This window comes from Streptomyces sp. NPDC050121, assembly GCF_044460385.1.
Taxonomy (GTDB): Bacteria; Actinomycetota; Actinomycetes; order Streptomycetales; family Streptomycetaceae; genus Streptomyces; species Streptomyces soliscabiei.
The window spans coordinates 1-22,802 of record NZ_JBITJV010000060.1 but is presented as its reverse complement, the minus strand read 5'-3'; the positions used below and the strand labels follow the sequence as shown (position 1 = coordinate 22,802).

Sequence of the window (22,802 nt, the reverse complement as noted above, 5' to 3'; positions counted from 1 at the left end):
AGCCTTTCACGGTCCCGGTGCGCACGGCGAACGGCTCCGACCGCACCGGGCGGTGTTGGACGAGATCACCGGGCTGTGGCACGTGCCGGCCCTGCAGTCAAACGGGCCGATGCGGCTTCGCGCGGGCCTGCGGGTCCTGCATCTCGGCGGCGTGTGGGTCGCGGCACTGGTCTGCCCGCGGATCAGCTTCGCCCGTACCGTGCGGCTCATCCGCCGAAGCGACCCTCGGGCCTTCCACGTCCTGCACATGAGGAGAGGTCGGGCCACCTTCAGCGACGGGCGGCGCCACACCCGTGTCGGAGCCGGGCAATTGGTGTTGATGGACAGTGCCAGCACCTACCGCGGACGGTTCGACGACCCGGCCGGGGTCCACTCCTTCGAGATCGTCCAGTTCCCGCGCGCCGTGCTGCGGTTGACCCCGCGCACCGTGCAACGACTCCACGTCGTTCCGGTCTCCCTCGGGCCGGGCATGGGCGGCGCACTTTCGCGCTGGTTGGCGGACATCACCGGCCGTGCGTACGAGTTCGCGCAGGCCGACGGCCCCTTCCTCACCGAGGTCACCACAAGCCTGGTCACGTCGGTGCTCAGCGGGGCGGTCGGTCCCACCGCAGGCCTGGACTCCGAGGACCGCAGACAAGCGCTGCGCACGCAGATCCGGCAGTTCATCCGGCACCATCTCGCCGATCCGCTCACCCCGGAGAGCATCGCCGCGGCACACCAGTTGTCCCGCCGCTCCCTCTACACCCTGTTCGAGGAGGACGGCCAGACCGTAGCCGCCTGGATCCGGCAGGAACGGCTTGAGCGGTGCCGTCGTGATCTCGCCGATCCGCGGCTGGCGGGGCAGCCGATCCACTCCATCGCCGCGCGCTGGGGGTTCCCGGACAAGGCACACTTCAGCCGGGTCTTCCGGTCCGTGTACGGGGCTTCGCCGCGCGATTTCCGTCGGCGGGCGACGCCGCACGGACCGACAACCATCCCGCACCCCGAGACAACGACAGCACCGCGGACATCCAGCACTCTCGTTGCCGAGGGCACCGTTCACGGCGAGCGGCCGTGAGCCTTGCCCCGCCGTCCGCCCGGACGTGGCCGCGCCGCGTCCCACGTACGGGCATCCGCGCACGGCCACGGCGGAGACGGTTTTCCATTCGATCGCGAAGGAGCGAGACATGCTCACAAGGCTTGAGGGACTGGGCAGCAGGATGCTGGACCTGCTGGTACCGCGCGTGGACGCGTCCGCCGCCGAAGCGTCCTGCATGTGTTACCAGTGCGTGCAGGGCTCGTCCGGCTGTGCGTCGACCGGGCACCGGTGGTACCGCAAGCAGCCCTGCGGTGGCGGCACCTGGGTGTTCGACCGCTGCGCGAACTGCAGCCCGGGCGCCGGCTACTGCTTCTGACGGCGGTTCGTCCCGTCGCTACCGCCGTGCGGTGGGTGGTCGCCCGCCGCACGGCTCCATCCCGCTCCCTACGCGCCGGAGGCAGTTCGATGGAGTACCTGGTCGCGGGAGCCCGCGGGGTGCTGGGGCTGGTGTTCCTGGTGTCCGTCGTCGGCAAGGTCGCAGGACGCCCCGCGTTCACCGCCTTCGTCATGTCCGTCCGGTCCCTGGGCGTGGTGCCATCCGTCCTCGTCCGCCCGGTGGCTCGGACGGTGATCGCCGGGGAGGCGACTGTGTGCGTCCTGATGACCGTACCGGCGCGGGGTGCCGCGACGACCGGGTTCCTCGTCGCCTCCGCCCTGCTGGCTGCCTTCACCGCCGGTATCGCGGTGGCCGTACACCGGGGAACCACAGCCCCCTGCCGCTGCTTCGGCCCTTCGACGACGCCGCTCGGCACCCCGCACATCGTGCGCAACGTCGTGCTCTGTGCCGTCGGCGTGTCGGGTGCGCTCGCCGTACCGGTAGACGCCGGCGCCCGGCCAGGCGGTGTGGTGGTGGCCGGGGTCGCCGGGCTGTTCGCCGGGGCCGTAGTCACCCAACTCGACCACCTGCTTTCCCTCTTCCGTCCGCAGCCCGCCTCTGGGCGCGCCGACGTGACCGACGCACACCACCGGTCGGCCTGACCGGTCGGCGCGGTCAACCCGTACGCACACCAAGAAGCCAAGGAGCCGCCATGCCCGTCCTGATCGCCGTCGTGGCCCTCGTCGGAGCACTCTGCACGCTGAACCTGGTCCTCACCCTCGGCGTCGTCAAACGGCTGCGGGAGCACACGGAGATGCTCGGAGCCGTGCAGGGAGATCCGGTCCGCCTCGAAGTGGGCCAGGAGGTAGGGGAGTTCGACACGTCGACCACCCTCGGGGAGCCCTTGATACGCGACCTGCTGTCCGGGCCGGCCCTCTTCGGGTTCTTCTCCCCGACCTGCGAGCCCTGCCGGGACAAACTCCCCCGCTTCGTCGAGTACGCGCGGCAGGAGCCCGGCGGCCGCTCCTCAGTGATCGCGACCGTCGTCGGCAACGCCGACGCGGCGGCCGAGTTCGTGACCGAACTGACCCAGGTGGCGCACGTCGTGGTCGAGGACTCCGGCGGCGCGATGACCACCGCGCTGGGGATCCGCGCCTTCCCGAGCGTCCTACGGGCCGAACGCGAAACCGACGGGCGACTCGTCGTCGTGGACGACGACGTGGCGCTCGGCCGCTCGACCAGCCTGACCGCGTGACCGGGGCCTCGTCCCGCGCTCCCGGCCCGGCGTGGGCGGGGAAGCGCACCGGCCGGGAGCGGCAGGAGACCCGCCCGGCGGGTCTCTCGCGCTATCCACGGCACGCGGCGGCGGCGATCGCCCTGGCGGCACGGGCGGCTCCGGCGGCCTGCACCGGCTACGTGCTGCTGACGCTCGCGACGGGTGCGCTCCCCGTGGCGGCGGCCTGGCTGACCAAGCTCGCCCTGGACAGCCTGACGGACGGCGGCAGCTCGACGGCCGCGCTCGTCGGCTTGGCAGCGGGACTTGCGGGCGTCGGAGTGGTGACCGCGGTGACCACACACACCAACCAGTACCTGCAGTCGCAACTGGACCGCGCCATCGGCCTGCTGACGCAGGTCCGGCTGTTCACGGCCGTCAACGGATTCGTGGGCCTGGAGCGGTTCGAGAGCCCCGCCTTCCTCGACCGGCTGCGGTTGGCGCAGCAGGCGAGCGCCGTCGGACCCGGCCAGGTGGTCAACGGGATACTGGGCCTGGCCCAGGCCGCGATCACGGTCACCGGCTTCCTGGGCTCCCTCTTCGTCCTCAGCCCCGCTATGACCGTGCTGGTGCTGGCGGCTGGGGTGCCCACGCTGGTCGCCGAACTGATCCTGTCCCGACAGCGGGTGGGCCTGCACTGGGACCTCGGGCCCACGGAACGGCGCGAGATCTTCTACAGCGAGTTGCTGTCGACCGCCGAAGCCGCCAAAGAAGTACGACTGTTCGGCATCGGCTCCTTCCTCCAAGGCCGGATGCTCACAGACCGGCGCACGGCCAACGCGGCCAAGGCGCTGCTGGACCGGCGGGTCGCGCTCGTCCAGTCGGGGCTGGCGCTGCTCGCCGCGCTGGTCTCCGGCGGCGGGGTGATGTGGGCCGTGGTGGCGGCGCGGTCCGGTCATCTCTCGGTGGGCGACATCGCGATCTTCATTGCGGCTGTCGCAGGCGTACAGGGCTCGCTCACCGCCGTCGCGGGGCACGTCGCAGGCTCCCACGAGGCGCTGATGCTTTTCGAGCACTACCTGGACGTCGTCCGCTGCGAGCCCGATCTGCCGGTCCCCGCCTCTCCGGCCCCGCTGTCCGCGCTGCGAGAGGGCGTCGAGTTCCGGGACGTGTGGTTCCGGTACTCCGACGAGCATCCGTGGGTACTGCGCGGGGTCAGCTTCCGGCTGCGGCACGGGGAGGCGCTGGCGCTCGTAGGGCTGAACGGCTCAGGCAAGTCCACCCTGGTCAAACTGCTGTGCCGGTTCTACGACCCGACGCACGGGGCGATCCTCTGGGACGGCGTCGACCTGCGGAGCGTCGACCCGGTTCAGTTGCGTACCCGGCTGGGCGCGGCGTTCCAGGACTACATGGCGTACGACATGACGGCGGCGGAGAACATCGGACTGGGCGATCTCGACGCCTTCAACGACGCGGAACGGATCCGGGGAGCGGCGGAGCGGGCGGGCATCCACCGCAAGCTGTCCACGCTGCCCCGGCGGTACGACACGCTGCTGTCCCGCCGCTTCCCCGCGATGTCGGAGGACGGCGAGCCGGCCACCGGTGTCGTGCTCTCCGGCGGACAGTGGCAGCGACTCGCGCTGGCCCGCGCGTTCCTACGGGACGAGCGGGATCTGATGATCCTCGACGAGCCTGCCTCCGGGCTTGATGCGCAGGCGGAGGCGGAGATCCAGGAGGCGCTGCGGACACACCGGCGCGGCCGGACCAGCCTGCTGATCTCCCACCGGCTCGGCTCGGTCCGGGAGGCCGACGTGATCGTGGTGCTGGCGGCGGGGCAGGTCGTCGAACGGGGCAGCCACGCTGCCCTCATGGCGGCGGACGGAGAGTACGCGCGGCTGTTCGCCCTCCAGGCGTCCGGCTACCTGGCGGAGGACAGCCGGCCCGGCGTCGAGGAAGCCGGCCGCCGGTGAGGCGCCGCGGGTACTGGGCCGTGTCCGCCACAGCGCTCGGCCTGGCGGGCGTCGCCGTGCTGCTGCGGTACACGGTGGTCCGGGTGACCGTGCGGGGCAGCAGCATGGCCCCGGTGTACGAGGACGGTGCCCGGGTCCTCGTACACCGCGGTGGCCGGATCGCAGTGGGGCGGGTGGTCGTGCTGGAGCGCCCCGCGCCGGGCGTGAGCTGGCCTCTGCCGTCGGTGGACCGCACGGCATCTTCCCGTGCGGTGGTGGCCCGGCAGTGGATCATCAAACGCGTGGCGGCGGTCCCCGGCGACCCGGTCCCGCTGGACCGTCTGCTGGCCTTGGACCGTACGGCCGGCCCTGTCGTGCCGCCTGGTCGACTCGTCCTTCTCGGCGACAATCCGGCCAACAGTTACGACTCGCGCCAGGCGGGCTACTTCCCCATGGAACGGGTGCTGGGTACGGTGGTCGGGCACTGAACCCCTCTCCCCGCCGCAGTTGGCCGCCAACCGGACACTTCCGGGGTCCCCGGGGCATCGCGCATCGCGGTCCGGGCGTGAGCTTGTCTTTGAACCTCAATGCCATTGAGAGCTCAGTTACTCGCCTACGGCGCGCGTGCGTGCGTCCCTGACGACGAAGAGACGGGCCAGCACCCCGATCTGCCGCTCGTCATCACCGCTCTGCTCGCCCCACAAGGACACGGCACCCTCGCCCCGCGGCCTCATCACCGCCACGTGGCCGACGATCCGCTGCCCCGCCGCCGCGTCCCAGGAGGCCAGTACGTCGTCTGACCGCAACCATTCCTCCGGACGGGCCACTCCCTCGACGGGGTATCCGTCGGTGGCGTGCACGTCCGTCAGGGCCGCTGCCGCGCCGGGGAGATCGGCGTCCTCGAAGCGGCGGATGACGGTGCTTTCCATACGAGGCTCCTGGTGGGCTCGGCGTTCACTCGACGGGCTCAACCGTTCACGATCGCCACAGCCTGACCGACCGACAGCCTGCCTCCACCCCCGAGGTACGTCAGCGAAGGGCTGGCATGGTGCCGTTTCGCCAGTCGTTCAGCCGTTTGCGGATGCTTGGAACCATGGGAAGTTCGTCGACGTCGGCGGGCTCGAACCAGCGGACGTCCGTGGATTCGTCCGACACGGCCAACTCGCCGCCGACGGGGCGGGCCAGGAAGCAGACGGAGAACTCCTGGCGTACCTCGCCGTCGTCGTAGGCGAAGACATGTCGAGGATCGGTGTAGGTGCCTACGATGCCAGTGACTTCGACCTCGATCCCGGTCTCTTCGAGGGTTTCCCGGGCGGCGCAGTCGGGGAGGGACTCGCCGATGTGCATGACACCGCCGGGCAGGGCCCACATGTCGTTGTCACTGCGGCGCTGGAGCAGGATGCGTCCCGAATCGTCGACCACTACAGCGGAGGCCGCAGGGACGAGGCTGTTCGCCTCCGGGGCGTTCGGGTCGTCCTCGTAGTCACGCCTGCTCACGGGTCTGCCTTTCCCATACCGGGGTGCCACGGTTCCATAGTTCCTCGGCATGCGAGGCGAAGCGGTCGAACATACCGTCGTCCTGGTGGCGGTGAAGATGCAACGTCGGCGCGTCGTGGCCCACGCTGTGCGTCAGAAGTGGTGTCACGATCATGTCGTCGTCGAAGCGGAACACCGACAGGTGGGCGTGTCCAGCGCTGTACCGTGCATCGATGCCGGCCTCGGTTTTGATCTTCGCCAGTTCGGCGATCGTCACCCGGATGCGGGTGGACAGTGTGAGAGCCACCCCTTCGTCCTCTTCTCGTGAACGGGTCACGTCACTGTCGGGGTCACCGATCAGGAACCGCACCCGGCACCCCTGCGCGGCCTTGCGTCGCAACATACTGCCGAAACGGGCGTGTTCGAGCCACAGGAAGTAATTGGTGTAGCCCGCGAACGTCAACTCCCGCTCGGCGTTCATGATGAGCGATCGCCACAGTGCTGCGGGGCAGGAAGACCGGTACGGATACGCGGAGACGATCTCGCGGTCCGGGCCGACCTTGATCGCCTTCTTCGCTGCTGTTGGCCACAACACTGTTTCGTCCTCTCCGAGTGCATCGCAGACGGCCCACCGGTGGCGTGCCCGAGGGATCCGACCTGCCTGCGTGATCCACCGGCCGACCGTCTTAGCGTCGACGCCGCACCGCTCTGCCAACTGCCGTTCGTTCAAGCGCGCTTGAGCCATCGCGCGACGAAGAGCCTCGTTCACGGGTACCCCCTGGGACGTTAGGGACGCCTTATGAGCGTATTCCAACTCCGTACTCAACGTCCCTCGCGCGCGGTGGTAACGCCCCGCTCAACTCGCGAATGTGAGTGAGCTACAAGGCTCGACCCCGGCGACCGCGCGAACGGCCCCGGGGCATGGCCAACGCTCAAACCTGAGAGGGAGCGTCGACATGACGAACGGTACCGCCCCGCCCGTAGAGGACACACGGGGAGCCAAGATGACGATCAGGGTGTACAAGGTCACCCGTGAAGGGGTGGTCACACCACCCCGCACAACAGTGGTCGTCCCCCGCGAGTTCGAAGTACCGGCATTCGCCGTGGACATCGCCGTGATGCGCGAAACCGTGGAGATCGTGCTGAACCCGGATGCCGCCCCGGAAGCGCTCGCTCTGCCTGCCGATGAGGTGGTCACGCTGACGAAGACCCTGCGTGGGCACCTCGACCTGCTCATCCCCGAGGTCGAGCAGGCTGCTGGAAAGCTGGACGACACCAGCGTCCCCCGCTACTGCGCACTCGCCTGCGTAGGAGAGGCCCGTGGAAAGCTCCGCACCGGGCCGAGTCCGCGACTCGGCGGGGACATCGGCCATGCGCGACGGCTGGCCCGCGTCGTCGGAGGCGGCTGGCACGCTCACCAGCACGGCCCTCTTCGCCTGTGGGACGCAGTGGAGGACGCCCTTGCCGCCTGGCAGGACGCGGGATCGCCTCCGCAGTCCGACTTCGGCATGACCGTGGACATCGACGGCACCCAACATGTCTGGGCCGGGAATCCCGCCGGGCCCTCCTGGCGACTGCCGGTCTGAGGGCGCGTCGTTCGGGGTGCGGGGCTGCGTGTGCCTCGATGTCCGACGTCAGTGACGGTCCCCCGCGTGCGCCGTCTCCCCCGCCCGCGCCGGCTCCGCCGCTCGCGGCAGATGGGTCGCGACGACCCGTTCCCGGCCGGGGGCGCCGGCGCGGGCCCTGCGGCGGTCGACGACGTAGGCGATGCCCGCCACGCCCAGGCCCAGGGCTGCCAGTGCCGCGCCCGCCGTCGCCGGGGAGGTCGCGCCGAGGCCGGCCGCCAGGGCCAGGCCGCCGATCCAGGCGCCGCCGGCGTTGGCGAGGTTGAAGGCGGCCTGGTTGGCGGAGGAGGCCAGGGAGGGGGCTGTGGACGCCTTCTCCATGACCATCAGGTTGAGCGGGGTGCCCGCGACGAAGGCCGCGACGCCGAGGAGGACGACGGCCAGGGCGCCGCTCCACTGCGCGCGCATCAGCAGCGGGAAGAGTGCCAGGACGACCGCGAGGGACGTCAGGCCGGCGAACAGGGTGCGCCGCATCGCGTGGTCGGCGAGGCGGCCGCCCAGCAGGTTGCCGATGGTCGCGCCGACGCCGAACAGCGCGAGCAGCAGGGTCACGCTGGAGTCGGCGTAGCCGGCGGCGTCCGTGAGCATCGGGGTGATGTAGCTGTACGCGGAGAAGAGGGCGCCGAAGCCCGCGACGGTGGTCCCCAGTGCCAGCCAGACCGGCAGTGACCGCAGTGCCGCGAGTTCGCCGCGCAGGCCGGTGGCGGGCGTCGCCCCGGGCAGGGTCCGCGGGATGAGGAGGGCGAGCGAGGCGATCGCGGCGAGGCCGATCACGCTGACGCCGAGGAAGGTGGCGCGCCAGCCCAGGTGTTGGCCCATCAGTGTGGCCACCGGCACGCCCACGATGTTGGCGACCGTCAGGCCGAGGAACATCAGCGACACCGAGCGGGCCTTGCGTTCCGGCGCGACCATGCTCGTGGCGACGACCGCGCCGACGCCGAAGAAGGCGCCGTGCGGCAGTCCGCTGAGGAAGCGGGCGGCCAGAAGCGAGTCGTAGCCGGGGGCGAGGGCGGAGAGGGCGTTGCCCGCGACGAAGAGTGCCATCAGGGAGATCAGGACGGTCCGGCGGGGCATCCGGGCGGTCACGGCGGCGAGCAGCGGCGCGCCGATGACGACGCCGAGCGCGTACGACGAGACCAGGTGGCCGGCGGTCGGGATCGAGACGTGCAGGTCGGCGGCGACCTCGGGCAGCAGGCCCATCATCACGAACTCGGTGGTGCCGATGCCGAAGGCACCCACGGCCAGGGCGAGCAGGGCCAGGGGCATGGAGGACTTGCCTTTCAGGGAGAGCGGGGACTGACGTTCATCATACGTTTCGTATGTTCACGTACGGAACAAAGTCTTCCCGGCCCGGTATTCCCCCGGCGTTCCAGCGGATGACCTGCTGGTTACGGTGTGGTGACCTTCACCCGCGCGGCCACCGGGAGGTGGTCGCTGCTCGTCCGGGGCAGGGTCCACGACGTGACCGGGTCCACGCCCTTCACCATGATCTGGTCGATCCGCGCCATCGGGAACGACGCCGGCCAGCTGAAGCCGAAGCCGCTGCCGGCCGCGCCCTGCGTGGAGCGCATCTGGGAGGTCACCGCGTTGAGGGAGCGGTCGTTCATGGTGCCGTTGAGGTCGCCGAGCAGGATCACCCGGGGCAGCGGCTCGTCGGCGATCGCCTCGCCCAGCGCGTCCGCGCTCTTGTCGCGCTGCCGGGCGGTGAACCCGGCCTGCAGCTTCACCCGCACGGAGGGAAGGTGGGCGACGTAGACGGCGACCTGCCCCTGCGGCGTCGCGGCCGTCGCCCGCATCGCGCGCGTCCAGCCCAGCTTGATGTCGACGGGCTTCACCCCGCTCAGCGGGTACTTGCTCCACAGGCCGACCGTGCCCTGCACCGAGTGGTACTTGTACGTCGCCGCCAGCGCCTTCTCGTACACCGGCACCGCCGAGTCGGTCAGCTCCTCCAGGGCCAGCACGTCCGCCTCGGACGCGGCCACGTCACGGGCGGTGCCGGAGGGGTCGGGGTTGTCGGCGTTGACGTTGTGGGTGGCGACGGTGAAGTCGCCGCCGCCGCCGGTCTTGTCGCCGAGGAGCCCGCCGAAGAGGTTCAGCCAGACCACGGCCGGCAGGACGACGGCGATCAGCGCCGTCGCCGACCTGCGCACCAGCGCCAGTACCAGCAGCACGGGGACGAAGACGCCGATCCAGGGCAGGAACGTCTCGGTGAGACTGCCGAGGTTGCCGTAGTGGTTGGGGATGCGCGAGTGCACCAGCATCACCAGGGAGAACGCCAGCGCGAACCCGGTGAGGACCAGGCCCCGCCGCCAGATGCGCGGGTCACCGCGCCAGCCGCCGAAGGCCCGGCCGAGCAGAGTGCCGATCAGGCGCCGGATGCGGACTCCCCGAGGCTCGCGTCCCGAGCCCTTGTTGTCGCCCGTCTCCGTCATGTACGCCTGCTGCGCCATACCGTCGCCTCACTGCCCGCCGTGCACACCGTCCGTCCCCCGGGTACGACCCTAGGGGATGTTCGGGTTCGTTCTCGCCGTCCCGTGACGGCCGTACGGGCACGAGGACGAACGGGCCGCTCTCACGGGTTCCGGTGCCGGGCCACACGGACCGGTCTGTAACGAAACGTGCACATGGGCCGGACGGCCGGGCCCCGCCCTCGGCCCTACGCCGCCGGGGAACTGACGGGCCGTAGTCCCGCCAGCAGTGTGTCGACGATGCGTTCCGGGAGGTCGTCGGGGAGTTCGGCGTCCGGGCGCAGGAGCGCGCGGACCAGCATGGGGCCGACGACGAGGTCGTTCACCAGTTCCACGTCCAGGTCGGCGCGGAGTTCGCCGTTCTCCTGACCCCGGCGCAGGACGTCGATGCCCATCCTGCGCCGGGGCACTATGACCGAGTTGTGGTACGCCGCCCAGATCTTGGGGCTGCTCTTCATCTGGGCGTGGACGTTGTGCAGGATCGCCGAGGAGCGGTTGGCGAGGCCGCGCCGCCGCAGCCCCTCCAGCAGCACGATCAGGTCGTCGCGCATGGAAGTGCCCGGGAGCACCTCGGAGTCCGCGGGTTCGGCGGCGCGCAGGACGTCGACGAAAAGCTCCTCCTTGCCGCTCCAGCGGCGGTAGATGGTGGCCTTGCCGACGCCGGCGGTGCGGGCGATGCGCTCGATGGAGATCTCGGCGAGCGGGACGCCCTCCTCCAGCAGCCTCATCGTCCCCTCGATGATGGCGCGTTCCACGGCCTCGCTCCGGGGCCGCCCCCGAACCGGCTGCTCCGCGGTTCCGTCGTCGGTACCGCTCTCGGCGAGGCTCACGTCCACTGATTCCTTCCTCTGATCCCTTCGTCGTACCGGGGAATTGTCGCCCGGCCTACGACTTCGACTGGACCAACTCCCCCTCCTCCGTCTCCTCCTGCGCCGGCTTCGGCCGGCCCGGCAGGAACAGGGCCACCACGACCGCGCCGAGGAAGGCCACCCCCGCACCGCACAACGCGGTGATGTGCATGGCGTGCAGGAACGCGTCGTTGGCGGGGGCGATCAGGCTCTGGCCGCGCCCGCCGAGCTTGGCGGCGACCCCGAGCGTCGCCTCGATGGACTCGCCCGCCGTCTCGCGCAGCCCCGCCGGCAGCGACCCGAGGCTGTCCTCGATGCCGCCCCGGTACGACGTGGAGAGCACCGAGCCGAGGACGGCGATGCCGAGCGCGCCGCCGATCTGACGGAAGGTGTTGCTGAGCGCGGAGGCGGAGCCGGCCTTCTCGCGGGGCAGGGACTGCATGATGACGACACTGGTGGGGGTCATCACATGGGCCATCCCGGCGCCCATGCAGAAGAAGACGACCTCCAGCAGCCAGATCGGCGTGTCGGCGTCCAGGGTGGCGAACGCGCCCAGGGTCGCCGTGAGGACCAGCATCGCCGTCGTGGTCGTGGCCCTGATCCCTATGCGGTCCACGACCAGCCGGGCGCGCGGCGCGAAGACCAGCTGGGCGGCTGCCAGCGGGAGCAGCAGCAGACCCGACTGCAGCGGCGAGTAGCCGCGCACGCTCTGGGTGTAGAAGACGGAGAAGAAGGTCACGCCCATCAGTGCGAAGAAGACCAGCATGATGACGGTCATCGCGGCCGAGAAGACCTTGTTCTTGAAGTAGCTGACGTCGATCGACGGATGGTCGCTGCGCTGCTCGAACACGATGAACGCGGCGAGGACGGCGAGGCCCGCGCCTATGGTCGACAGCACGGTCGCATCGGTGAAGTCGGCGAGTTCGCCGCCCTTGATGATGCCGTACACGAGCAGGACGAGGCCCACCACGGACAGGACCACGCCCACGGGGTCGATCCGCCCGGGGTTCGGGTCGCGCGAGTCGGGCACCAGCCACAGCATGAGGCCGAACGCGAGCAGCACGATCGGCACGTTGATGAGGAAGACCGAGCCCCACCAGAAGTGGTCCAGGAGGAGACCGCCGGTGATCGGCCCTATGGCGATGGCCAGACCGACCCCGCCGGCCCAGATGCCGATGGCCTTGGGCTGCTCCTCGCGCTCGAAGACGTTCATCAGAACGGCGAGGGTGGCGGGCATCACGAAGGCGGCGCCGAGGGCCATCAGCGCGCGGAAGGCGATGAGCTGGGCCGGCGAGCCGGACTCGGCGGCGAGCGCGGAGCCGACGCCGAAGACGGCGAGCCCGCCGAGCAGGACCTTCTTGCGGCCGATGCGGTCGCCGAGCAGGCCGGCGGAGAACAGCAGTCCCGCGAAGACGAGCGTGTAGGCGTTGATCGCCCACTCCAGCTCGCTCTGGGTGGCGCCGAGCCCGGTCGGGGCGGGCGTCGAGATCGTCTTGATCGCCACGTTCAGGATCGAGTTGTCGAGGACCACGATCAACAGGCTCAGCATCAGCACGCCGAGGATCGCCCAGCGACGCCGGTGCACCGCTTCCGGTATCCGCGGCGCGGTGGGGACGGCAGGAGTAGTCATGCCGCCGAGCCTAGGCCAGTTCCGATACGAGACCGTCTCGTATCGATTTTCTTACCGTGTTTCTTACTGAGGCCTTACCCACAGGGGGCGCTCTGGCCCTCCCTGGCACGAGGTGCCACCATGGGAGACGGTCCGGGGACGCCGTGAGGGCGCCTCGAGATGACGTTAGGAGCCGTTGCAATGACGCAGCTTTCGGCTGCCCAGACTGCGCAGCAGAACACCTCCGACGGCAGCAAGGCGCTGTACGGGGGCAAGGGCACACGCCGTATCACCGTCCGCGACATCGGCCTCGCCAAGGAACGCGGCGAGAAGTGGCCCATGCTCACCGCCTACGACGCGATGACCGCGTCCGTCTTCGACGAGGCCGGCATCCCGGTGATGCTGGTGGGCGACTCGGCGGGCAACTGCCACCTCGGGTACGAGACGACCGTGCCCGTCACCCTCGACGAGATGACCATGCTGTCGGCGGCGGTCGTGCGCGGCACGCAGCGCGCACTGATCGTCGGCGACCTGCCCTTCGGCTCCTACCAGGAGGGTCCGGTGCAGGCGCTGCGCTCGGCGACCCGGCTGGTGAAGGAGGCCGGAGTCGGCGCCGTGAAGCTGGAGGGCGGCGAGCGCTCGCACCGCCAGATCGAGCTGCTGGTGGAGTCCGGCATCCCGGTCATGGCGCACATCGGCCTGACCCCGCAGTCCGTGAACGCGATGGGCTACCGCGTGCAGGGGCGCGGTGAGGAGGCCGCCCAGCAACTGCTGCGGGACGCGAAGGCCGTGCAGGACGCGGGCGCGTTCGCGGTGGTCCTCGAGCTGGTTCCGGCGGAACTGGCGGCCGAGGTCACGCGCGTGCTGCACATCCCGACGGTCGGCATCGGCGCCGGTCCCGAGACGGACGCGCAGGTACTGGTGTGGACCGACATGCTGGGGCTGACCGGCGGCCGGGTCCCGAAGTTCGTGAAGCAGTACGCCGACCTGCGTCAGGTCATGGGCGACGCGGCGAAGGCGTTCGCCGAGGACGTCGTCGGCGGAACGTTCCCGCAGGACGAGCACTCCGTCCACTAGAGCCAACGCCGCACCAGTAGAGCCAACTCCGCACCAGGCAGCCCGCCGAACTTCCCCCGTCGGCGGGCTGCTGCGTGCCCGGCCCATGGTTGTAGGCGGGCTGTCGGTGGTCTGTCGGCGGTTTGTCGGTGGAGGTTGGCACTGTTCCCTGCATGACACGAATCGACAAGAACCCCAGTGGCGCGGGAAGCGCTGTGACCGTTCGGGGGTTGGTCAAGCACTACGGCGAGACCAAGGCACTGGACGGCGTCGACCTCGAGGTGCGGGAGGGAACCGTCATGGGGGTGCTCGGGCCGAACGGCGCCGGGAAGACCACCCTCGTACGGATCCTGTCCACGCTGCTCGCTCCCGACGGCGGGCACGCCACCGTCGTCGGCTACGACGTGGTACGCCAGCCCCGGCAACTGCGCCGGGTGATCGGGCTCACCGGGCAGTACGCCTCGGTGGACGAGAAGCTCCCCGGCTGGGAGAACCTCTACATGATCGGGCGGCTGCTCGACCTGTCCCGCAAGGAGGCCAGGGCCCGTGCCGACGAACTGCTGGAGCGGTTCTCGCTGACGGAGGCCGCCAGGCGGCCGGCGAGCACGTACTCCGGCGGCATGCGGCGCCGGCTCGACCTGGCCGCGTCGATGATCGGGCGCCCGCAGGTGCTGTTCCTCGACGAGCCGACCACCGGCCTCGACCCGCGCACCCGCAACGAGGTGTGGGACGAGGTCAAGGCGATGGTCGGAGAGGGCGTCACCGTGCTGCTGACCACCCAGTACATGGAGGAGGCCGAGCAGCTCGCCTCCGAGCTGACCGTCGTCGACCGGGGCAAGGTCATCGCGGGCGGCGGCATCGAGGAGCTGAAGGCCCGGGTCGGCGGCCGGACGCTGCGGATACGGCCCGCCGACCCGCTCCAGCTGCGGCCGTTGGCCGGCCGGCTCGACGAACTCGGCATCACCGGGCTCGCCACCACCGTCGTGGACGCCGAGCGCGGGTCACTGCTGGTTCCGGTGCTGAGCGACGAACAGCTGACCGCGGTGATCGGCGCGGTCACCGCGCGCGGCATCACCCTCTCCTCCCTCACCACCGAACTGCCCAGCCTGGACGAGGTGTTCCTGTCCCTCACCGGCCACCGCGCCAGTGCCCCGCAGGACGCCCAGCCCACCCACACCCGCGAGGAGGTCGCGGTATGAGTACCGCCACTCTTGACATCACCACGGCCGCCGACACGCGGATCTCGTTGCGCAGCCATGCCCGGCACACGGGTGCGCTGATCCGGCGCAACCTGCTGTGGATCCGGCAGGACCCGGAGTCGATGTTCGACGCCGTCCTGTTCCCGGTGATCTTCACCCTGCTGTTCGTGTACGTCTTCGGCGGCTCCATCGGCCAGTCGCTGGGCGGCGGGCAGGAGGCGTATGTGCAGTACGTCGTCCCCGGGCTGCTGGCCATGATGGGGATGAACATGTCCCAGGGCGTGGGCACCGGCTTCAACACCGACTTCAACTCCGGGGTCATGGACCGCTTCCGGTCCCTGCCGATCGGGCGCGGCTCGGTGCTGATCGCCAAGATCGTGGTGGAGCTGATGCGGATGCTCCTCGCGTGCGCGATCCTGCTGATCGTGGGCGTGCTGGTGGGCTTCGACATCACCAGCTGGCCGGGGCTGTTCGGCGCCGTGGGTCTGGCCACCGTGTTCGGCTCGGCGCTGATGTGGGTGTTCATCACCCTCGGCGTGATGATGAAGAGCGCACAGTCCGTACAGGCGATGGGCTTCCTGGTGCTGATGCCGCTGCAGTTCGGCTCGTCGATCTTCGCGCCGACCCGGTCCATGCCGGGCTGGCTGCAGAACTTCACCGACTACAACCCGCTGTCCGCCCTCGCGGACGCCGCGCGCGGAATGATGGTGGGCGGCCCGGTCGCGCACGGCCTGTGGGTGACGCTGGCCTGGTCGGTGGGCCTGACGGCGCTGATGGCGCCGGTCGCCATCCACAAGTTCCGCACCAAGAACTAGTGCCGCGGCAGGCAACGTTCGCCCCGTCGCGCCGCCCGGCACGCCCTCTCGCCGCACCGGCCGAAAGCCCAAGTACGTCCAGTACGAGGGCTTCCGGCCGGCACGCCGAGAGCACGCACCCAACGCCGCTCCTTGACGGGCAGACATTGCCTGCCGCGGCACTAGCCTGATCCGCCGGACAGGCCCTGACCGGTCGGGTCGGCTGTGGCTCGTCACACCAGGGCGGTGGCCTCCTCGTAGGAGAGGCCACCGCCCTCGGCGTACTCGGCCTCGAAGGCCGTGTCGCCGAGCGCGGCGCGGGTGCGGGTCATGGCCAGATCGCGTGCCTCGCGCTCCCAGCGCGGGGGCACGTGGCGCGACGGCAGCAGGGCGTCGGCGGCGCCCAGACAGCGGGCGCCGGCGGCGGCTCGGCTGCCGCCGTCGACGCTGCTGAGCGCGATCGCCGCGACGCAGAGGTAGACGGAGCGCATCTGCGGGGCGATGGCCGCGGACAGCGGTTCCGTGGCCCGCCGCAGGGCGGTGCGGATGTCGGTCAGGGCCTGCTCGGGCCGGCCGTCGACGGCGTTCAGCCAGGCCTCCGCGCCCAGCAGGAAGGCGTCGAAGACGGCGAAGTGCCCGAAGTCGAACCCCGCGCGCAGCCGCTGGAGTTGTTCGCGGGCCTCGGGGCGGCGGCCGGCGGCGGCGAGCCAGCCGGCGAAGAAGAGACGGGCGGCGGGGACGGCCTCACTGCCGACCTGCTCGGGGCCGTCGATCACCTCGCGCAGCAGGCGCTCGCCCCGCTCCTCGTCCCCCGCCTCCAGCAGCACACTGCCCAGCCGGGCGCGCAGGACCGCCAACTGGGCGCGGGCGCCGAGCCGTTCGGCGTGCTCCATGGCGTCCTCGTAGTCGGCGGCGGCCTGGTGGTAGGCGCCCAGCCGCTCATGGGCCTCGGCGCGGGCGGAGAGCGCCTCGGCGGTGCCCCAGGCGTCGCGCAGGCGCCGGAAGATCTCCAGCGCCTCGTCGGCGTCCCGGAAGGCGTCGTCGGCCGACTCGGAGCGGTTGGCGAGGATGTTGGCGCGCATCTGCAGACAGGAGGCGAGCTCCCACTCGTAGCCGGGCGTGCGGCGGCAGGTGTCGACGTTGGCGTCGACGATGGTGTGGATGCGTTCCAGGTCGCTGGTCATCAGCACGGCGAAGAACCAGAGCATGCCGGGCACCCGGCAGGTCTGCGGGAGGCCGGGCTCGTAGGCGTCGGCGATCAGCCGCAGCTTGGCCTGTGCGGCCGGGGCCTGCCAGGCCTCCATCTCGGTGTCCATGCAGGCGAGATGGGCCAGGTGGACACCGCGCCGGGCCTCCATGAGGATCTCGCCGGTCAGCGGGGGCGGGGTGTCCGTGCAGGGCTTCCACACCGGGGCGGCCCGGCGCAGGGGTTCGGCGAACGGGTCGGGGCCCAGGGCCATGACCTCGCCGCACCAGGTGCGGGCCTCGATGCGCAGGTCGCGCATCTGCCAGTACCAGGCGAGGGACAGGGTGAGGCTGAGGGCCTCCTGCTCGTCAGTTGCGTCGACGGCGCGGCGCAGCGCGGTGCGCAGGTTCTCGTACTCCAGCTGGAGTCGGTCGACGGCGGCGCGCTGACCGGGTCCGCGCAGCAACGGCTCAGTGGTGCGGGCGAGTTCGCGGTAGTACGTCAGATGCGCACGTTCGGCGGCGGCCCGCCCGCCCGACTCGTCCAGCCGCTCGGCCGCGTACTCGGCGACGGTCTCCAGCAGCCGGTAGCGCATGTCGCCGCCGGGGGCGGGGGCGGCGACGACGAGCGACTTGTCGACGAGGGAGGCGAGCAGGTCGAGCGGGTCGCGCGCGGCGGGGCCGCACACCGCCTCGACGGCGGCGAGGTCGCAGCCGCGGGCGAAGACCGACAGCCGGGCCAGGACGTCGCGTTCACCGTCGTCGAGCAGGTCCCAGGACCAGTCGACGACGGCCCGCAGGGTCTGCTGGCGGGGCAGGACGGTCCGGCTGCCGGAGGTGAGCAGCCGGAAGCGGTCGTCGAGCCGGTCGGCTATCTGACGGGGCGTCAACATCCGTAGCCGGGCGGCGGCGAGCTCGATGGCGAGGGGCAGCCCGTCGAGGCGCCGGCAGATCTCGGCGCAGGCTTCGGGGTCGTCCTCGGTGCGGAATCCGGGGCGGGCCGCCGTGCCCCGGTCGGCGAGCAGCCGCAGCGCGACCGGCTCCGGCAGCGGATCCAGCGGGCGCAGCACCTCACCCGGCACGCCGAGCGGCTCACGGCTGGTGGCCAGCACCGTCACCCGCGGACAGCGCGCCAGCAGCTCCTCGACGAGCCGGGCCGCGGCCTCGACGACGTGCTCGCAGTTGTCGAGGACGATCAGCATCCGCCGTCGGGCGCAGTGCTCGACCAGGCGGTCCATGGGGTCGTCGTGGCGCTCCGCGACGGCCCGCATCTCCTCGGCGCCGGCGCCGTACAGCACGGTCTCGCGGGCGCCCACGGCGGTGAGGACGGCCTGCGGCACGGCGTCCGGGTCGGCGACGGGCGCGAGCTCCGCGAGCCAGACGCCGTCGCGCGCCCCGGGCCGTTCCGCGTCCCGTACCGCCTCGGCGGCCTCCTGCGACAGTCGCGTCTTGCCGGCCCCGCCGGGCCCGAGCAACGTGACGAGGCGCGCGCTCGCGAGGTCCCCGCGGATGGCCGCGATGTCGTCCTCCCGGCCGACGAAGGAGGTGAGCCGGGCACGCAGGTTGCCGGGCGTCGTGGCCCGCACCTCGGGGGTCACGGAACCCCCCGGCCCGGAGGACTCCGCCGGGCCGACCGGGCCGACCGGGCCGACCGGGCCGACCGGGCTCGGCTCGTCCGGGTTGAGCAACTCCGCATACAGGGTGCGCAGTTCGGGGCCGGGATCGGTGCCGAGGCGGTCGGCGAGCAGTCGGCGGACGTCGTCGTAGGCGGCCAGTGCCTGGGCGGTGCGGCCCGCCCCGCGCAGGGCGCGCAGCCGCAGGGCCTGGAGGGGCTCGTCCAGGGGGTGGGCGTCGCACAGGGCGGTGAGTTCGGGCAGCGACTGCTCGCCGTGGCCGAGGGCGATCGCGGCGGCGTGCCGGGCCCGCACCGCGTCGAGGCGGCGGGCCTCCCAGCGGGCCGCCTCGACGGCCCGGTCGGGCAGGTCGGCGAGGGCCGGGCCGTACCACAGGGCGAGGGCGTCGTCGAGGAGGGCGGCCGCCTTGGCGGGGTCGCCGTCGGCGAGGGAGCGGGCGCCGTCGACGGTCAGCCGCTCGAACCGGTGCAGGTCGACGTCGTCGGGGGCGACGGCCAGCCGGTAGCCACCTTCGGCGGAGTCGATCGCGCCCGCCCCGAGGGTCCGGCGCAGCCGCCCGACCAGCGCCTGGAGTGCGCCCGCCGCGTCGGCAGGCGGATCCTGGGCCCACACCTCCTCGGTCAGCAGCCCCGCCGGAACGCTGCGCCCGGCCCGCAACGCCAGCACGGTGAGCAGAGCACGCAGCCGCGCCCCGCCGACGGCGACGGGGGTGCCGTCCGGACGAAGGGCCTGGGTGGTGCCGAGGATGCGATAGCGCACGGGGTCATTCTCTCCGCTGGGTTCGGGGACGGTCACGGGGTTCGGCCGGGTGGCGTGGCGGCTCGGTCCACCCTCCTGGGAACCGGTTGCCGCCCGCGAGACGTTTTCTCCGTGCGGCCCGGCCGGGTACGGTCGGGCAGTTCCACACGTGCGTACGAGTTCAGGGGGCAACATGACCACCGCCACCAGCCGCAGCAGCGAGCGGCGGATCAGTCCCGTCTTCCTCGGGATCCTCGCCGTGACGGCGGTCACCGGCTGGGCGACCTGGACGGGGTTCGCCGAGCAGCCGGGTGTGGCGGTGTTCCTGTTCGTGACGGCGGCCTGGATCGTGTCGCTGTGTCTGCACGAGTACGCACACGCGCGTACCGCCCTGCACAGCGGTGACATCTCGGTCGGCTCGAAGGGGTATCTGACGCTCAACCCTCTCGCGTACACCCACGCGCTGCTCAGCATCGTGCTGCCGGTGGTGTTCGTGATCATGGGTGGGATCGGTCTGCCGGGCGGCGCGGTCTTCATCGAGCGGGGGCGGATCCGGGGGCGGTGGCGGCACAGTCTGATCTCGGCGGCCGGTCCGCTGACGAACGTGCTGTTCGCGGTGGTGTGCACGGCGCCGTTCTGGCTGGACGCGCTGGACGGCGTGCCGATCGAGTTCCGGTTCGCGCTCGCCTTCCTCGCGATGCTCCAGGTGACGGCCGCGCTCCTGAACTTCCTGCCGGTGCCGGGCCTGGACGGCTACGGGATCATCGAGCCGTGGCTGTCGTACAACGTCAAGCGGCAGGTGGAGCCGTTCGCGCCGTTCGGCCTGCTGTTCGTGTTCGTGCTGCTGTGGGTGCCGTCGGTGAACCGGGAGTTCTTCGACATGATCGACGCGATGCTGCGCGGCCTGGGAATCAGCGACCTGGACACGTACTGCGGTCAGTACCTGTACAACTATGTATTCAGCTTCCTGCGGGATACTGGACCCAACGTCGGCTGCACCCCCTGACCTGCGGAAACGACGAAGCCCCGCCCACCGGTGGAGTGGTGAGCGGGGCTCTGTGTCCGCCTTCGCGTCCCCAACGGGGGTAGGGTCACGGCTTCCTGGGCGGACGCCTCCCCGTGACGGGCGGGGAGGGGCCAGGACGCTAGCGGGGGTGCGGGTAGTCGGCCGACCTCATTCGACCTCAACCCGGGCCACCCCCGCCGCGCCCTCCGCGGGCGACGCACGGGCGTCACTCGCGGGTCCAGGGGAAGATCACCGGCTCGTCCGGCTCCGTCGAAGGCTCCGGCACACTGAAGTTCTTGATGCTGTGCGTTCGGAACGTGGTGTGCCACGGCCGCAACGCGGTGTGCTTCCTGGCCCACTCGACGGGGTCCACGCCGTCCGTGATGGGCGTCAGATCGACGCACCGCGAGCACTCGACGAATTTTATGGCCTCTACGCCGGCTAGCTCTTCGGCCGTGCTGACCTCAGGAAACACTTTGTTGACCGTCGTCATATCTCCCCCTTGACTGCGCGTGTGTTGGTTGCCGTCGCCTGTGCGCGAGCCCTTTTCGTCTCGGCGTACGTGGCTTGCCGGACGTTCGCGGGATGTGCCTCCCACTGCAGCCCGCCACCGATGGGGCGCAGGTAGTACCACCCGGAGGCGACCCCGTGGAACTCACCGAATCGGTTCGCCGTGACGTCCTTCATGAGTGTTCCGACGGATGGCGGTCGCGTCGTCACTGCGATCCCCCGTGGGAGTCGGCCTTGTGCCGGCGCATCAACACCACGATGTCGGTTGCACGCGACGGATCGTGCGCTTCGCTACCAGGCGTCGTCGCGGCCACCCATGCGTCGTCCATCTCGCGGCACTCTCCGCATCCCGGGAATGGCACGGGGCGAGAGAACACAACAGGCCCGGGGACGAGGTCCGGTTCTCTCAGCGCTTTCCCTATCGCCATCCCTGTACCTCCGTCGGGGCTCCGTGCCAGTGGCTCGAAGGTAGGTCGGGAGGCAAGCGGGATTCCACGAAGTTCTACGAGATTCTATTCCGCTTCATCCGAGCGAGGCAATCGCCGCGGAGATGCGTGACCGGGCGTCAGCACCGTAGACGGCGAGTGACGTCATTTCCTCGAACGCGTTGGCGTACTGAGAGATCTCGCCAGGCGTCGTCACGGTGACAGCCGCCGTCAACAGCTCGACGTGTACCCGGGACTCGTCGAAGACAGTGAACGTCTCCAGCGTCCACATGCCCCGTGGCCGACCGGCGGGGATGATGCCGACAGACACAGAAGGCAGTGCCATGACGGAGAGCAGATAGCCGAGTTGGCCGGCCGTGGTGGCGACGTCTCCGACCACGTGGTGGAGGACGCTTTCCTCCAAGATGATCGCGAAGCGGTGATCTCCTTCGCGGATGATGTGCGACCGTTCGACGCGAGCGGCGGCAGCGTCCGACACGTCGTCCGGCGTGCCGTGCACACGAGCGATATCCCCGAGCAGCGCGGCAGCGTACTCATAGGTCTGCAGAAACCCGGGGATGACGGTGGAGCTGTAGACGCGAAATGTGCGCGTTCGCTCGTAGAGCGGGACGCGGGACTCCTGGAGTCGTCGGAGCCCGGAGCGCTGGACTCGTCGCCACTCCGTGTACATGCCGTCGGCCGTGCGGTTCGCTGCGAGTAGATCCGGGATGCGGTCCTCAGCACCGCAGGCAGCACACCATGCACGGATGTCCTCGTCGGACGGTGGCGTCGTCGCGCTCTGCAGGCGCGACACCTTGGACGGCTGCCACCCTGCGAGTGCAGCCACCTCCCTACCCGTCAGCCCTGCGTCACGCCGAATTTCGCGGAGTTGTTCCGCGACTGCACGACGTGCCGCGTCGAGGCTGGACGAGGGGTAAGGAGATGGCTGCATGAGTGCGGGGTGCTCAGATCCTGTAGTCAGCGTGCGGGATCGCGCGCTCCCACACGGCTTCGAACGCCTCCGCGTGACGCTTCACGACGTCGGCCGCATCCTCCATGACGTCGCCCACAAACCGCCCGTCACCTGCGAACAGGCTGAACCGGATCAATCGGTCGTCGAAGATCCACAGATCGTTGCCGGGGAGGAGCAAGTCCGACGCCAGGCGACGCGGAAGCCACCGGACGTCTTCACCCGCCGTGAGGTTCTGCGGCGTGCACGAGTGCTCGTAGCGGATGTACTCACTCACGGGTTCTGAGACGACGCGGGCGCGACGCACTGCCACGCCGCGCGCCACGGCGTCGGCAACGACGTCATGGAAGCTGTTCCACCACGTCGTGCGGTCGTCGAGGTTGTAGCGGTGCCCCGTTTGCCAGGCCGCGAAATCCTCATCCTCCTCGACGACGCCGTACACGTCGCGCGTCTCCAGATGGACCGCGGAACGCTGGCAGTCAGCGAGCAACTCAGCGAACGGCGGAACCGTCTGCGGCATCGAGCGCCTCCCTGATCTGCTGCGCCATGCGGGCGGGCAGTCGGACGACTGCCTCCATGTCGGGGATTGACCCCGTCTTCAAGCATTCGGAGCCTCCCCCTGAGTGGTGGACACGCTGATACTGGATCTGCTTGATCCGGAGGAAGCGAGAAGACCGCCGATGGCGATGAAGGACTACTCGGA

Annotated in this window: 22 protein-coding genes; 11 read left to right on the top strand and 11 right to left on the bottom strand. The window is 70.6% G+C overall.

Annotation, left to right across the window (positions count from 1 at the left end):
• The first annotated feature begins 55 nt into the window (after positions 1-55).
• From ACIBTS_RS45575 to ACIBTS_RS45550, 6 genes are all read left to right on the top strand, one after another.
• Entirely contained in the window at positions 56-1,057 is a 1,002-nt protein-coding gene (locus ACIBTS_RS45575) for a helix-turn-helix domain-containing protein (protein WP_399327307.1), read from the top strand.
• A gap of 109 nt (positions 1,058-1,166) precedes the next feature.
• Positions 1,167-1,394 carry a hypothetical protein gene (locus tag ACIBTS_RS45570; RefSeq protein WP_399327306.1) on the top strand — a complete coding sequence of 76 codons (228 nt, stop codon included), beginning with the start codon at positions 1,167-1,169 and terminating at the stop codon, positions 1,392-1,394.
• An 89-nt stretch (positions 1,395-1,483) separates the two neighbouring features.
• Positions 1,484-2,056 (top strand): MauE/DoxX family redox-associated membrane protein, encoded by a 573-nt coding sequence (locus ACIBTS_RS45565; protein WP_399327304.1) that lies wholly within the window; start codon positions 1,484-1,486, stop codon positions 2,054-2,056.
• 50 nt (positions 2,057-2,106) lie between these two features.
• Positions 2,107-2,649 carry a TlpA family protein disulfide reductase gene (locus ACIBTS_RS45560; RefSeq protein WP_399327302.1) on the top strand — a complete coding sequence of 181 codons (543 nt, stop codon included), beginning with the start codon at positions 2,107-2,109 and terminating at the stop codon, positions 2,647-2,649.
• Positions 2,646-4,577, top strand: a complete 1,932-nt coding sequence (locus ACIBTS_RS45555) for an ABC transporter ATP-binding protein (RefSeq protein ID WP_399327300.1) — start codon at positions 2,646-2,648, stop codon at positions 4,575-4,577. Before ACIBTS_RS45560 ends, ACIBTS_RS45555 begins: the two co-directional genes overlap by 4 nt.
• Positions 4,578-4,597: 20 nt before the next feature.
• The gene (locus tag ACIBTS_RS45550) at positions 4,598-5,044 is read left to right on the top strand and encodes a S26 family signal peptidase (protein ID WP_399327299.1); all 447 of its coding nucleotides are present in this window, start codon (positions 4,598-4,600) and stop codon (positions 5,042-5,044) included.
• 117 nt (positions 5,045-5,161) lie between these two features.
• Here the strand turns inward: ACIBTS_RS45550 and ACIBTS_RS45545 are convergent, their stop codons facing one another.
• The 3 genes from ACIBTS_RS45545 to ACIBTS_RS45535 all read right to left on the bottom strand — a co-directional run bounded on the left by ACIBTS_RS45545 (position 5,162) and on the right by ACIBTS_RS45535 (position 6,801).
• A complete protein-coding gene (locus ACIBTS_RS45545) occupies positions 5,162-5,485 on the bottom strand; it encodes a hypothetical protein (RefSeq protein ID WP_399327297.1) in 324 nt (107 codons plus the stop codon).
• Positions 5,486-5,585: 100 nt separating this feature from the next.
• On the bottom strand, positions 5,586-6,053 hold the full coding sequence (locus ACIBTS_RS45540) for an NUDIX hydrolase (protein WP_399327295.1): 468 nt from the start codon (positions 6,051-6,053) through the stop codon (positions 5,586-5,588).
• On the bottom strand, positions 6,040-6,801 hold the full coding sequence (locus ACIBTS_RS45535) for a DUF5919 domain-containing protein (protein WP_399327293.1): 762 nt from the start codon (positions 6,799-6,801) through the stop codon (positions 6,040-6,042). Before ACIBTS_RS45535 ends, ACIBTS_RS45540 begins: the two co-directional genes overlap by 14 nt.
• Before the next feature lie 235 nt (positions 6,802-7,036).
• On the opposite strand from ACIBTS_RS45535, the gene ACIBTS_RS45530 reads away from it, so the two are divergent.
• The gene (locus ACIBTS_RS45530) at positions 7,037-7,618 is read left to right on the top strand and encodes a DUF6415 family natural product biosynthesis protein (RefSeq protein WP_399327291.1); all 582 of its coding nucleotides are present in this window, start codon (positions 7,037-7,039) and stop codon (positions 7,616-7,618) included.
• 48 nt (positions 7,619-7,666) lie between these two features.
• On the opposite strand, the gene ACIBTS_RS45525 is transcribed toward ACIBTS_RS45530, so the two are convergent.
• The 4 genes from ACIBTS_RS45525 to ACIBTS_RS45510 all read right to left on the bottom strand — a co-directional run bounded on the left by ACIBTS_RS45525 (position 7,667) and on the right by ACIBTS_RS45510 (position 12,603).
• Positions 7,667-8,923, bottom strand: coding sequence for an MFS transporter (locus ACIBTS_RS45525; RefSeq protein WP_399327289.1), 1,257 nt, complete (start codon positions 8,921-8,923; stop codon positions 7,667-7,669).
• A gap of 122 nt (positions 8,924-9,045) precedes the next feature.
• Positions 9,046-10,107 (bottom strand): endonuclease/exonuclease/phosphatase family protein, encoded by a 1,062-nt coding sequence (locus ACIBTS_RS45520; RefSeq protein WP_399327287.1) that lies wholly within the window; start codon positions 10,105-10,107, stop codon positions 9,046-9,048.
• Positions 10,108-10,313: 206 nt separating this feature from the next.
• Positions 10,314-10,955, bottom strand: coding sequence for a TetR/AcrR family transcriptional regulator (locus ACIBTS_RS45515; protein ID WP_399327285.1), 642 nt, complete (start codon positions 10,953-10,955; stop codon positions 10,314-10,316).
• 55 nt (positions 10,956-11,010) lie between these two features.
• Positions 11,011-12,603 carry an MFS transporter gene (locus tag ACIBTS_RS45510; RefSeq protein WP_399327284.1) on the bottom strand — a complete coding sequence of 531 codons (1,593 nt, stop codon included), beginning with the start codon at positions 12,601-12,603 and terminating at the stop codon, positions 11,011-11,013.
• Positions 12,604-12,783: 180 nt separating this feature from the next.
• Between ACIBTS_RS45510 and panB the strand changes: the two genes are divergently transcribed.
• From panB to ACIBTS_RS45495, 3 genes are all read left to right on the top strand, one after another.
• A complete protein-coding gene (gene panB, locus ACIBTS_RS45505; protein ID WP_319672619.1) occupies positions 12,784-13,659 on the top strand; it encodes a 3-methyl-2-oxobutanoate hydroxymethyltransferase in 876 nt (291 codons plus the stop codon).
• A gap of 152 nt (positions 13,660-13,811) precedes the next feature.
• Positions 13,812-14,837 carry an ATP-binding cassette domain-containing protein gene (locus ACIBTS_RS45500; protein WP_399327281.1) on the top strand — a complete coding sequence of 342 codons (1,026 nt, stop codon included), beginning with the start codon at positions 13,812-13,814 and terminating at the stop codon, positions 14,835-14,837.
• Positions 14,834-15,652 carry an ABC transporter permease gene (locus tag ACIBTS_RS45495; RefSeq protein WP_399327279.1) on the top strand — a complete coding sequence of 273 codons (819 nt, stop codon included), beginning with the start codon at positions 14,834-14,836 and terminating at the stop codon, positions 15,650-15,652. Before ACIBTS_RS45500 ends, ACIBTS_RS45495 begins: the two co-directional genes overlap by 4 nt.
• 212 nt (positions 15,653-15,864) lie before the next feature.
• Here the strand turns inward: ACIBTS_RS45495 and ACIBTS_RS45490 are convergent, their stop codons facing one another.
• Positions 15,865-19,209, bottom strand: coding sequence for an AfsR/SARP family transcriptional regulator (locus ACIBTS_RS45490; protein ID WP_399327277.1), 3,345 nt, complete (start codon positions 19,207-19,209; stop codon positions 15,865-15,867).
• Between the two features lie 172 nt (positions 19,210-19,381).
• Between ACIBTS_RS45490 and ACIBTS_RS45485 the strand changes: the two genes are divergently transcribed.
• Complete coding sequence (locus tag ACIBTS_RS45485) at positions 19,382-20,194, top strand: site-2 protease family protein (RefSeq protein WP_399327275.1); 813 nt, start codon at positions 19,382-19,384, stop codon at positions 20,192-20,194.
• A 226-nt stretch (positions 20,195-20,420) separates the two neighbouring features.
• Here ACIBTS_RS45485 and ACIBTS_RS45480 read toward each other — a convergent pair whose 3' ends face one another.
• The 3 genes from ACIBTS_RS45480 to ACIBTS_RS45470 form a co-directional block, all read right to left on the bottom strand.
• Complete coding sequence (locus ACIBTS_RS45480; protein ID WP_399327274.1) at positions 20,421-20,687, bottom strand: hypothetical protein; 267 nt, start codon at positions 20,685-20,687, stop codon at positions 20,421-20,423.
• A 539-nt stretch (positions 20,688-21,226) separates the two neighbouring features.
• Positions 21,227-22,081: a helix-turn-helix domain-containing protein gene (locus ACIBTS_RS45475; protein WP_399327272.1), complete on the bottom strand. Its 855-nt coding sequence runs from the start codon at positions 22,079-22,081 to the stop codon at positions 21,227-21,229.
• Positions 22,082-22,094: 13 nt separating this feature from the next.
• A complete protein-coding gene (locus ACIBTS_RS45470; protein ID WP_399327270.1) occupies positions 22,095-22,619 on the bottom strand; it encodes a DUF6879 family protein in 525 nt (174 codons plus the stop codon).
• Positions 22,620-22,802: the final 183 nt, after the last annotated feature.